The sequence below is a fragment of the Thiomonas sp. genome, assembly GCF_054608695.1.
The window spans coordinates 18,934-33,428 of record NZ_JBTRXV010000003.1 but is presented as its reverse complement, the minus strand read 5'-3'; the positions used below and the strand labels follow the sequence as shown (position 1 = coordinate 33,428).

Annotated in this window: 14 protein-coding genes; 10 read left to right on the top strand and 4 right to left on the bottom strand. The window is 66.3% G+C overall.

What is annotated here, in order from left to right; translation table 11 throughout:
- Positions 1–10 precede the first annotated feature (10 nt).
- Entirely contained in the window at positions 11–925 is a 915-nt protein-coding gene (rocF, locus tag ACYCUK_RS02920) for an arginase (RefSeq protein ID WP_461593343.1), read from the top strand.
- A 6-nt stretch (positions 926–931) separates the two neighbouring features.
- Here the strand turns inward: rocF and ACYCUK_RS02915 are convergent, their stop codons facing one another.
- On the bottom strand, positions 932–1,864 hold the full coding sequence (locus ACYCUK_RS02915; RefSeq protein WP_461593342.1) for a DMT family transporter: 933 nt from the start codon (positions 1,862–1,864) through the stop codon (positions 932–934).
- Positions 1,865–2,039: 175 nt separating this feature from the next.
- Between ACYCUK_RS02915 and ACYCUK_RS02910 the strand changes: the two genes are divergently transcribed.
- The 3 genes from ACYCUK_RS02910 to ACYCUK_RS02900 all read left to right on the top strand — a co-directional run bounded on the left by ACYCUK_RS02910 (position 2,040) and on the right by ACYCUK_RS02900 (position 4,551).
- Positions 2,040–2,165, top strand: a complete 126-nt coding sequence (locus tag ACYCUK_RS02910) for a hypothetical protein (protein WP_461593341.1) — start codon at positions 2,040–2,042, stop codon at positions 2,163–2,165.
- 507 nt (positions 2,166–2,672) lie between these two features.
- Positions 2,673–3,872 carry an ammonium transporter gene (locus tag ACYCUK_RS02905; protein WP_461593340.1) on the top strand — a complete coding sequence of 400 codons (1,200 nt, stop codon included), beginning with the start codon at positions 2,673–2,675 and terminating at the stop codon, positions 3,870–3,872.
- Positions 3,873–4,083: 211 nt separating this feature from the next.
- Positions 4,084–4,551: a hypothetical protein gene (locus ACYCUK_RS02900; protein ID WP_461593339.1), complete on the top strand. Its 468-nt coding sequence runs from the start codon at positions 4,084–4,086 to the stop codon at positions 4,549–4,551.
- Between the two features lie 92 nt (positions 4,552–4,643).
- Here the strand turns inward: ACYCUK_RS02900 and ACYCUK_RS02895 are convergent, their stop codons facing one another.
- On the bottom strand, positions 4,644–5,105 hold the full coding sequence (locus tag ACYCUK_RS02895; protein ID WP_112488130.1) for an Lrp/AsnC family transcriptional regulator: 462 nt from the start codon (positions 5,103–5,105) through the stop codon (positions 4,644–4,646).
- A gap of 182 nt (positions 5,106–5,287) precedes the next feature.
- On the opposite strand from ACYCUK_RS02895, the gene ald reads away from it, so the two are divergent.
- Positions 5,288–6,430: an alanine dehydrogenase gene (gene ald / locus ACYCUK_RS02890; RefSeq protein WP_461593338.1), complete on the top strand. Its 1,143-nt coding sequence runs from the start codon at positions 5,288–5,290 to the stop codon at positions 6,428–6,430.
- Between the two features lie 258 nt (positions 6,431–6,688).
- The gene (locus ACYCUK_RS02885; RefSeq protein ID WP_461593337.1) at positions 6,689–7,480 is read left to right on the top strand and encodes an outer membrane lipoprotein; all 792 of its coding nucleotides are present in this window, start codon (positions 6,689–6,691) and stop codon (positions 7,478–7,480) included.
- 139 nt (positions 7,481–7,619) lie between these two features.
- On the opposite strand, the gene ACYCUK_RS02880 is transcribed toward ACYCUK_RS02885, so the two are convergent.
- Both ACYCUK_RS02880 and ACYCUK_RS02875 read right to left on the bottom strand, forming a co-directional pair.
- Positions 7,620–9,149, bottom strand: coding sequence for a YifB family Mg chelatase-like AAA ATPase (locus ACYCUK_RS02880; RefSeq protein WP_461593336.1), 1,530 nt, complete (start codon positions 9,147–9,149; stop codon positions 7,620–7,622).
- 3 nt (positions 9,150–9,152) lie between these two features.
- On the bottom strand, positions 9,153–9,500 hold the full coding sequence (locus ACYCUK_RS02875) for an accessory factor UbiK family protein (protein WP_461593335.1): 348 nt from the start codon (positions 9,498–9,500) through the stop codon (positions 9,153–9,155).
- 506 nt (positions 9,501–10,006) lie between these two features.
- Between ACYCUK_RS02875 and ACYCUK_RS02870 the strand changes: the two genes are divergently transcribed.
- From ACYCUK_RS02870 to gshA, 4 genes are all read left to right on the top strand, one after another.
- Positions 10,007–11,158 (top strand): outer membrane beta-barrel protein, encoded by a 1,152-nt coding sequence (locus tag ACYCUK_RS02870; protein ID WP_461593334.1) that lies wholly within the window; start codon positions 10,007–10,009, stop codon positions 11,156–11,158.
- A 37-nt stretch (positions 11,159–11,195) separates the two neighbouring features.
- Positions 11,196–11,534 (top strand): P-II family nitrogen regulator, encoded by a 339-nt coding sequence (locus tag ACYCUK_RS02865; protein WP_112484988.1) that lies wholly within the window; start codon positions 11,196–11,198, stop codon positions 11,532–11,534.
- Between the two features lie 28 nt (positions 11,535–11,562).
- Positions 11,563–12,963 carry an ammonium transporter gene (locus tag ACYCUK_RS02860; RefSeq protein ID WP_461593333.1) on the top strand — a complete coding sequence of 467 codons (1,401 nt, stop codon included), beginning with the start codon at positions 11,563–11,565 and terminating at the stop codon, positions 12,961–12,963.
- Between the two features lie 230 nt (positions 12,964–13,193).
- Positions 13,194–14,486 (top strand): glutamate--cysteine ligase, encoded by a 1,293-nt coding sequence (gene gshA / locus ACYCUK_RS02855; protein WP_461593332.1) that lies wholly within the window; start codon positions 13,194–13,196, stop codon positions 14,484–14,486.
- Positions 14,487–14,495 lie beyond the last annotated feature (9 nt).

Genomic DNA, 14,495 nt, shown 5'->3' with positions numbered 1-14,495 from the left:
GAGCCTCGCCATGGCCCGAGCCATTCGCCTGATCGGCGCGCCCACCGACATCGGCGCCGGCGCACGCGGCGCGTCCATGGGCCCCGAGGCCATGCGCGTCGCGGGCCTGCGCGAAGCTCTGGAGGGGCTGGGCTTGCGGGTGGACGACCACGGCAACCTGAGCGGCCCCGCCAACCCCTGGCTGCCGCCGGTGGACGGCTGGCGCCATCTGCCCGAGACGGCGGCGTGGAACCGCACGGTGTACGCCGCGATGCGCGCGGCGCTGACTGCGGGCGATCTGCCGGTGCTGCTGGGCGGCGACCATTGCCTCGCCATCGGCTCCATCAGCGCGGTGGCGGCGCATTGCCGCGAGCAGGGGCGCCGCTTGCGGGTGCTGTGGCTGGACGCGCATGCCGACTTCAACACCAGCGCCATCACCCCCAGCGGCAACATCCACGGCATGCCGGTGGCCTGCCTCTGCGGCCATGGGCCGCGCGAGCTGCTGGAGCTGTCGGGCCAGGTGCCGGCGATGGCGCCCGACAGCATCCGCCAGATCGGCATCCGCAGCGTGGACGCCGGCGAGAAGCGCCTGGTGCACGGCGTCGGCCTGGAGGTATTCGACATGCGCTTCATCGACGAGCACGGCATGCGCGAAACCATGGATCAGGCGCTCACCGGGCTGGGCGCCGACACCCATCTGCACGTGAGCTTCGACGTGGACTTTCTCGACCCCGACATCGCCCCCGGCGTGGGCACCACGGTGCGCGGCGGCCCGAGCTACCGCGAGGCGCAGTTGTGCATGGAAATGATCGCCGACACCGGCCGCCTGGCCTCGCTCGACGTGATGGAACTCAACCCCGCGTTCGACGTGCGCAACCGTACCGCCGAGGTGGCGGTGGATTTGATCGAAAGCCTGTTCGGCAAATCCACCCTGATGCGGGCCTGAGGACGTTCACGGCCGTCGCGCGGCGTCACTGCTCGACTGCGGCGCGGCCGTTGCCGGAGCCGCGGCCGAAGCGCGCAGCAAGAGCAGCAAAGCCAGCGCGACGATGACGATGCCTGCGCCCTCGTCGGCATTCGGCCTCTCCCCCAGCAGCGCCCAGGCCAGCAGCACGCCCGTCACCGGAATGGCGAGGCTGGACAGCCCGGCCACGCCGGCCGTCAGGCGCTGCACCACCAGCAGCCACAACGTCCACGCCAGGCCCGAGGCCAGCACCACGTTGAAGGCCAGGGCGGCGATGAAACCGGGCGTCCAGGTCACGGCGCGCTCGGGGACGAACCCGGCCAGCAGCACCAGAAAGAAGGTGCCGACCAGCATCTGCCAAGCCGTCAGGCGCAGCGGCGACAGCGCCTTGCCCTGTCGCGCGAACAGGCGCTTCGCCGCCACCGTGGAGACCGCCCAGTTCATGCCGCCACCGATGGCCATCAAAGCGCTCGTCAGGTCCACATGCGCGTTCCATGGCTGCAGGACGAGCAGCAGCCCGACAGCCGCCAGCGCCAGGCTGGCCACTTGCAAGGGGCGCAGGCGCTCGTGCAGCCAGGCCCAGGCCAGGAGCACGGTCCAGAACGGCATGGTGTAGGCCAGCAGCGCCGTTTTGCCGGCGCCGCCATGCACCAGCGCCCATTGCGCCAGCGCGGTGAACCCGGCGGTCTGCGTCAGGCCGATGAGCAGCGTGGGGCCGAGTGGCGGCGGCGTCAGGCGCTCGCCCCGCAGGCGCAGCAGCAGGAACAGCACGGCGGTGCCACCGGCGTAGCGCAACGCGGAGAAGTTGAACGGGCCGCTGTCAAGCATCGCCAGCTTCATCACGATCCAGTTGCTGCTCCAGATCAGGGTGAGCGCCAGCAGGGCGAAGACGGCGGGTTTGCGAGAGGGATGTGCCGACATGGATGCAAAAGCTTGCATCCTAGGGCGGAACTTGGCCGCCCAGTTCGGGACTTACAATGGGGCACAGTGCGAACGGACGCGCTGCCCGAATTGGATGCCGGGCGCGCAAGCCTTCGGCATGAAACGTGAGAGTCCGTGCTCCTGATGAGCGAACCGGATCGATCCGGAATCAGCCATGTCGATTTATCCCTTATTTGCCTATCTCGTCGGTGCTGCCGCCATCGCCCTGGTTGGTGGCGTCCTCCTCGCCCTGCGCCACACCATGCGCGCTTCGCGCGCAAACCGCGACTTGCGGGACTGAGGCCCGGGCCGTCTTCGCAGGTGCGTCGAGCGCTGCGCTTGACCCCAGGCCTCGGTGCCGCATGACGCCACTCAAACTTGACGAGGCCGCAGGTCCAGGCCGTTGAGCGGTGGCGATGATGAGCAGGTGCGCTTTGCGCGCAGCCTGCAGTCTCTGCTGTGCGCCCGGAACACTTGCCGCGCTGCGCATGTTGCGCGGCTGGTTCGAGTTGTCATGCCGCGTCGTTGCCCATCCAGGCGTTAGCAAGCAATAGCACTTTAGCGGTGCATTGCGGCTTTCAATGCCCCAAATAAATGCATTCATGTGAGGCGCATTCGCACGGATGCGGGGCATTGCGCTTATTTGTGGGGGATTTGTGCAATGTAAAAATCAATCTGGCACGCGATGAGCGCCAACAAGGGGCGCATGCACTGAAATGGAACGAATCTTGCATGCTTTCTGGGCCTTTGCGCCGATTGCGGGATGCCTGTCCGCTGCCGCGCAAAACCGACCTCGAGGAAGCCCTCCATGCAAGCCTTGCAACAAAGCAGTGATGTCCTGTTTCTTCTTCTCGGCGCCATCCTGGTGCTGTTCATGCATGCCGGTTTTGCCTTTCTGGAACTCGGCACCGTGCGCAAGAAAAACCAGGTCAATGCCCTGGTGAAAATCCTGGTCGATTTTGCGGTTGCCACGCCGGCCTATTTTTTCGTCGGCTATGGCATTGCCTATGGGGTGCATTTCCTGGTGCCCGCCGCCCAGCTCAATCTGGACGACGGCTTTGAGCTCACCCGCTTTTTCTTCCTGCTGACCTTTGCCGCGGCGGTTCCGGCGATCGTCTCCGGCGGCATCGCCGAGCGTGCCAAGTTCTATCCGCAACTCATGGCCACCGCGGCCATCGTCGGCGTGGTCTACCCGCTGTTCGAGGGCGCGATGTGGGGCAATCGCTTTGGCGTGCAGGCCTGGTTCGAGCAGGGTTTCGGTGCTTCCTTCCACGACTTCGCGGGTTCCGTGGTGGTGCACGCCATGGGCGGCTGGATCGCGCTGCCCGCCGTTCTGTTGCTGGGCGCGAGACGTGGACGTTACAAGGACGGCCGGGTCAATCCGCATCCCCCATCCAGTATTCCGTTTCTCGCACTGGGTTCGTGGATTTTGATCGTCGGCTGGTTCGGCTTCAACGTCATGAGCGCGCAGAACATCAGCAAGATTTCCGGCCTGGTGGCCATCAACTCCCTCATGGCCCTGGTGGGCGGCACCCTGGCGGCTTTGGTGGCCGGGCGCAACGACCCGGGTTTCGTCCACAACGGCCCGCTCGCCGGGCTGGTGGCGGTGTGCGCGGGCTCGGACATCATGCATCCCCTCGGCGCGCTGGTCACCGGAGCGGTGGCCGGCTGGCTGTTCGTGTGGATGTTCACCCTGACGCAAAACCGCTTGCGGATGGACGACGTGCTCGGCGTCTGGCCGCTGCACGGCTTGTGTGGTGCCTGGGGCGGCATCGCCGCCGGCATCTTCGGCCAGACGGCCTCGGGCGGCATCGGCGGCGTGAGCTTCTGGGGCCAGGTGGTGGGTACGCTGGCTGGCGTGGTCTGGGCCCTGCTTTCAGGGCTGGTGGTCTACGGCCTGCTCAAGCTGGCGATGGGCATTCGGCTGGACGCCGAGGCCGAGTTCGAGGGGGCCGATCTGGCGATCCACAAAATCAGCTCCGCACCCGAGCGCGAAGTCAGCTGGTGAGCACCGCCGCAGGAACGAGAACGCATCGGACGGCCGTGCGCGGCCGACGCGCAGGCGCGCAACAGCATGAAAGCAGGACGGCGATGTTTCTGGTCTTTCCGTGAAATCGTTCACAGTCTTTTCCAGGCTTCATTCCTACAGTGCAAACCATGTGATCGGCCCAGGGGGGGCTGGTCTTTGGCTCCCACCATTGCAGCGAAGGATGAAGATCATGGCCCATACCAATGCCTCCAAGAATCTCTCGGCGCAACACACGGCCGTGGCGCTGAACGACCCCCCAGCGGACGACCCCCAAGTCCCCTCGAATGCCGTGCGCACTGCGAGGGCGCAGGCAGGCTTCGTCGCCGGGCAGCGGTTCACTTGCGAGCACATCGCGCAAATCGCGCAGATTTACATCGACCACCTCGGCATGTGCCGGCTGGAGCCGGTCACCATTCAGGCGGTTGCCGCATCCCAGGGCTTTGACGCCATCGTCGTGGACGACGATGGCCAGGGCTATATCGCCCTCGTTGCCACCGAGCAACTGCCCACGCACGGCACCTACCGCTTGAGCCGCCGGGTCAAGCAGCGCGGCATGGCCGAAGAGCTGTTCGTGGTGGAACAAAGCCGCGCCGGGCTGGAGCAGGGCGAAGTGCAAAACAACTATTACGTGCACATCCTGCGCCGCCTGTCGCATTGAGGCATGGACGTTTTTGAAGCGTTCCTGGCGTTTGCCTGGCGCCAGGTTTGCAGCGCCGGCTCCGGGCTCGTCCGGTTTTCAGACTGCCATCCTCACACCGGGTAGTCCGTGCGCTTGACCACGGTGCGCAGCGCAAAGCTGCTCTTGATGCGCACCACATGCGGCAGGCGCGACAGCTCCTGCTTGTGCAGGCGCTCATAGTCCTGCGGGTTCTCCACCGCGGCGCGCAGCAGGTAGTCGAAATCTCCCGCCATCAGCTGGCATTCGAGAATGTCGCGGCTGGCCGCTGCGGCTTTCTCGAATGCCGCGAGCACCTCCTCGCGCTGGCTGTCCAGCGTCACCTCGATGAACACGGTGGTGGCGCGGTCGATGGCGCGCGCATCCAGCAGCGCCACATAGCGCGCGATCACCCCCGTTTGTTCCAGGCGCTGCACCCGGCGCAAGCAGGCTGAAGCCGACAGCCCCACCTTGTCGGCCAGTTGCGCATTGGGCATGCGGCCGTCGGCCTGCAGCAGGGTGAGAATCGAGCGGTCGTAACGGTCAAGTTCGGTCATGGCGGCGGCATCGGGCGAATGTGCGCAATTCTGCGCCACATCAACCCTAAAAATCCACAGAAAATTGCGCCCATCAAGGGTTTGACCCATCGATCTTGCAATCGGATTTCGTGTCCATGGACCGATACTTTCCCCATCTTTGCAAGCGGCAAAGAACCACGCACAACCAAGGGGAGAACATCATGTTGATCGGCGTACCAAAGGAAATCAAAGTGCACGAATACCGCGTCGGCCTCACGCCGGACGCCGTGCGCGAACTCAGCCACCATGGCCATCGCGTGCTGGTGCAAGCCGGGGCCGGAGCCGGCATCGGCGCCAGCGACGCCGACTACAAGGAAGCCGGCGCCGGCATTGCGCCCGACGCCGCCAGCGTCTTCGCACAGGCGGACATGATCGTCAAGGTGAAAGAGCCTCAGGCGGCCGAATGCCGCATGCTGCGCCCCGGCCAGTTGCTGTTCACCTACCTGCATCTGGCACCCGACCCCGAGCAGGCGAAACTGTTGATGGCCAGCGGTTGCACCGCCATCGCCTACGAGACCGTGACCGACGCCCAGGGCGGCCTGCCGCTGCTGGCGCCGATGAGCGAAGTGGCCGGGCGCATGGCCGTGCAGGTCGGCGCCGTGGCCTTGCAAAAAGCCAGTGGCGGCCGTGGCGTGCTGCTCGGCGGCGTGCCCGGCGTGCCGGCTGGCGACGTGGTCGTCGTCGGCGGCGGCACCGTGGGCACGCATGCCGCGCGCATGGCCGTGGGCCTGGGCGCGCGCGTCACCATCCTCGACAAATCGCTGCCCCGCCTGCGCCAGCTGGACGAACTGTTCGACGGCCGCGTCACCACCCAGTACTCCACCCTGCACGCGCTCGACGCTGCCGTCACCCAGGCCGACCTGGTGGTGGGCGCCGTGCTGGTTCCCGGCGCCGCGGCACCCAAGCTGGTGAAGCGCGCACAGCTCGGACGCATGCGTCCAGGCAGCGTGGTGGTGGACGTCGCCATCGACCAGGGTGGATGTTTCGAGACCTCGCGCGCCACCACGCATGAAGACCCGACCTATGTGGTCGACGGCGTGGTGCACTACTGTGTCGCCAACATGCCCGGCGCCGTCGCGCGCACCTCCACCTATGCCCTGAACAACGCCACCTTGCCGTTCACGCTGGCGCTGGCCAACAAGGGATGGAAGCAAGCCTGCGCCGAAGACCGGCATCTGTGCGCCGGCCTCAACGTGCATGCCGGTCGCATCACCTACGCTGCCGTGGCCCAGGCCCTGAACCTGCCCTACACCGCTGCCGCCGAAGCGTTGCTGGACCAGCCGACGGCGTTGCTGGTGGCCTGAAGGCTGAAGGAGCCCTCGCGTGGCGTGAAGTGCCCGCCGTGAGGCAGGCGTCAACTTTGCCCACGCCATTTCGTTACAACAGGGCAGCCCGCCCCCAGGTCGCCACAAGCAGGCCGCCACAAGCTGGCCCGGGGGGGCTCAAAAGCGCCCCGCTGACTCTCGGCACCGAGGATCTTTGAATCCTCCCGAAGCGCTGGCCCTCCAGCGCAGATGGCCACGGGGCTATCCTGCACCTTGCCCGTGACTCCTGAACGCATCATGCAAACTCCAATTCCTCCACAGCCACCGACTGGCAGCTCCGCACTCAAAACCGTCTGGATCGCCGCCGGCGTCCTCGGGACCCTGATCGTCGTGCTGCTGGCCGCCGTGCTCTACAAGCTGAGCGCCGGCCCCGCCTCGCCCACTGCCGAGCCACTGGCGCCCACGGCAACCGCATCGATGCCGGCGGGAGCAATCCCGGCACAGGCTGGCGGCACCGGCGCGCAATCGGCTGTGGCCGTGACCAACGCCATCCCGGCGGCCCCCGGGGCATCGCAGTTCGCGCCGCTGCAGCCGCCCAATTCGCAGTCGGCCAATTCGCAGTCGCAGCGGCCGAACCGCGTGACCCAGACGCCGCGGCAAACCCGGCCCGTGGCCGATCGCGCTAACAACGCTGCTCCGCAAACCTTCGCGCCGCAACCGGGGCAGGCCCCGGCCCCCGCGCCGCAAGCACCGGTCTGCGCCAGCTGCGGCACCGTGGTTGCCGTCACGCCGGTGCAGGAGCCCGGCCAGGCCAACGGCATCGGTGCCGTGGTTGGCGGTGTCGTCGGCGGCTTGCTCGGCAATCAGGTCGGCGGTGGCAACGGCCGCACCGCGGCGACGGTCATCGGTGCTCTGGGCGGCGGCTATGCCGGCAACGAGGTGCAAAAACGCGTCAATGCCCAGACCGTGTACCGCGTGCAAGTGCGCATGGACGACGGTCAAGTGCGCACCACAACCCTGGGGGCGGCCCCGCCCATGGGCCAGCGCGTGCAGTTCGGGGCGAATGGTGGGCTCAATCCCCTGCCTTGAGGGCGCAAGCCCTGGCTTGCGGGCGGCCGCATTCCGTGCGGCCTGAGCAGTTTCCACGCTCAAGGACCGCCCGGGCCGCGCTGCCGAATTCCCCACACCCCCATCACGGGCGCGGCAACCTGCCGCCCCGGGGTGCCCGTCAGCGTCCGGCCATCACCCGGCGGTATTGCATGGCTTCAGCCAAATGCGCCAGGGCGATGGACTCCTGGGCCGCCAGATCGGCGATGGTGCGGGACACTTTCAGCACGCGATGCGCGGCGCGCGCCGACCAGCCCAGGCGCTTGAGGGCGCCCGCCAGCCAGTTGGATGCATGCGCGTCGAGCGCGCAATGGTCATCCAGCGCCGCACCCGTCAACGCCGTATTCATGCAGCCCTGGCGCTGAATCTGCCGTTCGGCCGCAGCAGCGACCCGCGCGGCAATGGCGTGGCTGGATTCCCCCTGTGGCAGGCGCAGCAGTTCGTCGGGTTCCAGCGCGCCAACCTCCACCTGGATATCGATGCGGTCGAGCAGCGGCCCGGAGATGCGGCCCTGGTAACGCGCCACCTGCTCGGGCGTGCAGCGGCAGGTGCGCGTGGCGTGGCCAAGGTAGCCGCAAGGGCAGGGGTTCATCGCGCCGATGAACTGGAAGCGCGCCGGAAATTCCGCCTGGCGCGCCGCGCGCGAAATATGGATGCGCCCGCTTTCCAGCGGTTCGCGCAGGCTTTCCAGCACGCTGCGATCGAACTCCGGCAGTTCGTCGAGAAACAAGGTTCCCTGGTGCGCCAGTGAAATTTCGCCCGGTCGCAGCACGGAACCGCCGCCGCCGCCCACCAGGGCCACCGCAGAGGCGGTGTGATGCGGGCTGCGGAAGGGCCGCTGCCCCCAGCGCGCCACGTCGAAGCGGCCCACCAGACTGAGCACCGCCGCGCTTTCCAGCGCCTCGTCGGGCCGCATCGGCGGCAGCAGGCCGGCAAAGCGCTGCGCCAGCATGGATTTGCCGCTGCCCGGCGGCCCCACCATCAGCGCGTGATGGTTGCCGGCGGCGGCAATTTCCAGCGCACGCTTGGCGGCGCTGTGGCCGCGCACTTCGGCCATATCGGCCACTTCCGGTGTCTGGGCCGGGGGCTGCGGGGCGGGGCGCAGGCTGGCGGCCGCGCACTGTTTGCACAAGTAAGCCACCACTTCGCTCAAATGGCGCACGCCGAGCACGGCGTCGGGCGCGACCAATGCGGCTTCGGCGGCGCTCTGCGCCGGCAGCACGAAGCACAGCGCGTTGTTGCCGCTGGTGTCCTGTCGCGCCATGGCATAGGCCATGGCCAGCGCGCCGCGCACCGGACGCAACGCGCCCGACAGCGACAGCTCACCGGCGAACTCGTGGCCGACCAGGGCTTGCGGCGGTATCGTGCCCTCGGCGGCCAGCAGGCCGAGGGCGATGGGAAGGTCGAAGCGGCCCGACTCCTTCGGCAAATCGGCCGGCGCCAGATTGACGACGATGCGCCGCGACGCCGGAAAGGCGAAGCCGCTGTTGAGCAGGGCGCTGCGCACGCGGTCGCGGGCTTCGCGCACCTCGGCCTCGGGCAGGCCGACGATGGAAAAGCTCGGCAGGCCGTTGGCCAGATGCACTTCCACCTGAACCGGCGGCGCCTCCAGCCCCAGCAGGGCGCGGCTGGCAACCTGGGCCAGGGCCATGCGTCAGGGCGCGGCCGGTTTGTCGCTGGGCGTGGCCAGCGGCGCTTCAGGAGAAAACGCCCGGTCGCCCGAAGTTTTCCCATCCTCACTCGGGGGGAGTCCGCTTGCGGACTGCTGGGGGTTTTCCAGAGCGGCAACCTGCGCCTCCAGTTGCGCGATGCGTTGGCTGGAGGCGGCCAGCATGGCTTGCAGCGCGTCGAACTCGTCGCGCGTCACCAAATCCAGGCGTCCCGCGGCGGACTGCGCCAGCGCGCGAGCATTGCGCTGCATGTCTTTCAGCGGCGATTTGTCCAGCGCCTCGGCAGCGCGGCGCAAGAAGGCCTTGGGCGAGTTGGGGGTCGATGTGGTCATGGTGGGTGGGGAAAGGGGTGGCGTAAGGGCGTTGTGAGGCGATGAATCGGTGAGTCAGCCGCCATTGTGGCGGTAATCGCGGCAGCACAAGCAAATCTGGCGAAAGGAACTTGTCGCAACCGGGGATCGGCAGCGCCGTGCGGGGTTGGAGGCAACGATGCGAGGTGGCTGGCATCAAGCCATCCAGGCCAGATACCGCAGCCGATTCGGAATGGAAGCCTCGCATTCAGAGCCATGCGTCATACGGGAAATCCCGTACGCACAACAACGGCGCACAGCCCGGAATGCGTGCGCCCTATGGATGCGGCGCACCAGAAAACGCACTGCGCATGGGCATTTTGCCCAAAAACTGGGCCTTCATGGCCGAAAGAACGGGTATGGAGGGGCTTGGAGGCATTCAGCCTGGCCTGGCACGAAAGCTGCAAAGCCAAGCCTGGGCTCACCACTGTCCCGCCGTCCCACTGTCCCCCCACTCCAATGCTTGCCAACGTTTCGGGAGAACCTTGATGAAAAAAATACTGCTTGCTGCCTGCATCGCTGCCGCTTACGGCTACACCGGTTTCGCCTCCGCTCAGACCGCACCCGCTGCTCCCGCAGCCCCCAGCCTGGGCGCGGTGCTCGCGGCCACACCGGGACTGAGCATCACGGGGTATGTGGCTTCCACCTACACCCACTTCGATACGACGCCGGCACTGCGCGCTTTCGACACCAGCCAGAACGGCTTCAAGCTCAACCAGGCGGCGGTGACCTTGGCCTATCTGCCGACATCCGGCGCTGGCGCGCAGGTGACCGCCATCGCGGGTTCAGATGCCAAGGTCCTGCGCGGGGGCGAAACCTGGCCGTTCAACACCACATCGAGTCAATTCGATCTGAACAATGCCTTCGTGCAATACGCCACCGGGCCGCTCACGGTGATGGCCGGCAAGTACTCCACCCTGGCCGGGGCCGAGGTGTTCAATCCTGCGGCCGACAACGAGATTTCCCGTTCGCTGCTGTTCTGGGACATGGAGCCCGGCACGCATACGGGCCTGCGCGCGGCTTACGCGGTTTCCGGCGCCTTGACCTTGACGGCCGGCGTCAACAACGGCTGGAACTTCACCAGTTCGCCCGCCGGCACCGCCAAGACGATCGAGCTTGGCGCATCGGGCTCGCCGAACAAGATGTTCTCGTACTCCGGCGCGTATTACCGCGGGCAGTCGCCGCTGTACGGCGGCAGCACCACCGGAGTTCTGCAACTGCTGGACTTGGTCGGCACCATCAATGCAACGGATAGCCTGAGCTTTGTCGGCAACGTCGACATTCTGTCCAAGGACAACACCCTGCTTCCCGACGGCACGACGGGTACCGGCAAAGCCAACGGACTGGCCCTGTATGCCAACTACGCCATCAATCCTCAGTTCATGCTGTCGGCTCGGGGTGAATACATCGACGACAAGAACGGCATCGTGACAACGAACGCTGGCGGCGTGTTGCCTGCTGGCGTGTTGTCCAACAAGCTCAAGGAACTGACCCTGGCGCTGAACTACACACCCATGTCGAACTTCAAGCTCACGGCGGAGATTCGTCAAGACAAGTCCGACGCGGCAGTTTTCACCAAGAACGGTGCTTCCACCACCAAGCAAACTTCGCTCGAGTTGCAAGGCGTCTATTCGTTCTGAGCACCCACCCCCCACCCCCATCAGGAAGGAGCAACCCATGAAAATGATCATGGCCATCATCAAGCCGTTCAAGCTCGACGAGGTGCGTGAAGCCTTGTCCGGCATCGGCGTGACGGGCATCACCGTCACCGAGGTCAAGGGCTTCGGCCGGCAGAAGGGCCACACCGAGCTGTATCGCGGCGCGGAGTATGTCGTCGACTTTCTGCCGAAAGTGAAGATCGAGGCCGCCGTGCCCGAAACCCTGGTCGAACGCACCATCGAAGCCATCGAAAACTCAGCCCGCACCGGCAAGATTGGCGACGGCAAGATTTTCGTCTCGGCTCTCGAACAGGTGGTTCGCATCCGCACCGGCGAGACCGGTGGCGACGCGCTCTGACACCCGCCCTCCTAGAAAGGTCCTCGACATGAAAAAGTTTCTCGCATCTCTCGCGCTGAGCCTGGTCGCCTTGACCACCGCAGCGCCAGTCTGGGCGCAGGTGGCCAGCGCCCCGGCTTCCACGCCACCTGCCGCGGCGGCACCGGCAGCGGTTCCCGCTCCGGCGCCTGCGGCAGCCCCCGCAGCCGCGCCTGCAGCCCCCAACCCCGCGGCGTTCATCAACTCCGGCGACAACGCCTGGATGCTGACCTCCACCGCGCTGGTGCTGATGATGACCATCCCGGGTCTGGCGCTGTTCTATGGCGGCATGGTGCGCAAGAAGAATGTGCTGGCCACGCTGATGCAAAGTTTTGCCATCACCTGCCTGGTGACGGTGCTGTGGATGATCATCGGCTACAGCCTGGCGTTCACCCCGGGCAGTGGCTTCATCGGCGGCCTGAGTCGGTTCTTCCTCAATGGCATGGGCCTGGACGCGGCGAACCCGCTCGCGCCGACCATCCCTGAATCGACCTACATGACCTTCCAGATGACCTTCGCCATCATCACGCCGGCGCTCATCGTGGGTTCGTTCGCGGATCGCATGAAGTTCTCCGCCATGCTGTGGTTCATGGGCATCTGGCTGCTGGCCGTGTACGCGCCCATCGCCCACATGGTGTGGGGTCCGGGCGGCTGGCTGGGCGGCGACGGCGTGCTCGACTACGCCGGCGGCACCGTGGTGCACATCAACGCCGGCGTGGCCGGTCTGGTGGCGGCCTTGGTGCTGGGCAAGCGTGTGGGCTACGGCAAGGAAGCCATGCCGCCGCACAACCTGACCCTGACGATGATCGGCGCCTCGCTGCTGTGGGTGGGCTGGTTCGGCTTCAACGCCGGCTCGGCAGTTGCCGCCAGCGACCGCGCCGGCATGGCGATGGCCGCAACGCAGATCGCCACCGCCTCTGCAGCTCTGGGCTGGATGTTCGCGGAGTGGATGTCGCGCGGCAAACCCACCATCCTGGGCATCTGCTCCGGCGCTGTAGCCGGTCTCGTGGCCATCACCCCGGCGTCCGGCTTTGTCGGCCCTGGCGGTGCGCTGGCCATCGGCATCGCCGCCGGCGTGGTGTGCTTCTGGACCGCGGTGTACATGAAGGAAATGATCGGCTATGACGACTCGCTCGACGCCTTCGGCGTGCATGCCATCGGCGGCGCCCTCGGCGCCCTGCTCACCGGCGTGTTCGCGGTCAAGGCCATCGGCGGCACCGCCGGCGTGCTCGAAGGCAATATCGGCCAGCTGCTGATCCAGGCCAAGGGCGTGGCGGTCACCGTGGTGTACGACGCCGTCGTCAGCTTCATCATTCTCAAGCTGGTCGACATGACCATCGGCCTGCGCGTGACCGAAGAGCAGGAACGCGAAGGTCTGGACATCAGCCTGCATGGCGAGCAGGTGCTCTGAGCCATGGCTTGAGTTGCAAGTTGGCTTTCATCCGGGGTGATCCTCTCGCCCCGGCCGCATCTCCAGCGGAATGTTCAGCCCGGCCTCGAGCCGGGCTTTTTGATGGGGCGCCGTCAGACGTGCGCGGGCAGGTATCACGCGCCTCTGTCACAATTTGCGGGTTCCGCGCTCGACGCCCGGCCTTTGGCTCTTGATGCAGCCGCCCCCAAACTCCAACGATACGTTCTCGCATGATTCCCCATCTCATTTCCACTGAAAGCGGCCCGGTGCTCGAACTCGAGCAGCGCATTCTCGAAGCCCAGCCCGCCATCGAGCGCTGGTTCCGGCTGGAGTGGATGGAGCATTCGCCGCCGTTCTACGCCTCGGTGGATTTGCGCAACGGCGGCTTCAAGCTCGCCCCGGTGGACACCAATCTCTTTCCCGGCGGCTGGAACAATCTGTCGGACGAAATGCTGCCGCTGGCGGTGCAGGCGGCGATGGCGGCGATCGAGAAAATCTGCCCCGAGGCCAAGGGCCTGCTGCTGATTCCCGAGAAGCACACGCGCAACACCTTCTACCTGGAAAACCTGGCGAAGCTGACGCAAATCTTCCACCAGGCCGGGCTCAAGGTGCATGTGGGCACGGTGGACGACACCATCACCGAGCCCAAGCATGTGCAACTGCCCAACGGCGGCGAGCTGCTGCTGGAGCCGCTGGTGCGCGGCAAGCGCCGCCTGGGCACCAAGGACTTCGACCCCTGCACCATCCTGCTCAACAACGACCTGTCGTCCGGCGTGCCGGCCAACCTCGCAGGGCTGTACGAGCAGTATGTGTTGCCGCCGCTGCAGGCGGGCTGGACGGTGCGGCGCAAGTCCACCCACTTCAAGTGCTATGACGATGTGGTCAAGCGCTTCGCCAAGCTCATCGGCGTGGACCCGTGGATGCTCAATCCCTACTTCACCCAGTGCGGCAACATCGACTTCCAGGAGCGCCAGGGCGAGAACTGCCTGGCCGACGCGGTGGACACGGTGCTGGCCAAGGTGCGCAAGAAGTACAAGGAGTACGGTATCCACGAAAAACCTTTCATTGCCGTGAAGGCCGACGCTGGCACGTACGGCATGGGCGTGATGATGGTGCACGACGCATCCGAAGTGAAAGACCTCAACCGCAAGACGCGCAACAAGATGAGCGTGGTGAAGGAAGGCATGGAGGTGCACGACGTCATCATCCAGGAAGGCATTCCCAGCATCGAGCGCCTGCAGGAAGCGGTGTGCGAACCCGTGGTCTACATGATGGACCGCTATGTGGTGGGCGGCTTCTACCGCGTGCACGCCGACCGCGGCCCGAGCGAAAACCTCAACTCCCCCGGCATGCATTTCGTGCCGCTGGCGTTCGACGAGCAGTTCAACGTCACCCACCCGGAAGCCAAGCCCGGCACCAACGGCCCGAACCGCTTCTACATGTACGGCGTGATCGCCCGCCTGGCGCTGGTGGCGGCCAGCTACGAGTTGGAGCGCACCGACCCCGAGGCCGAGACGGTCTGAACCCATGAG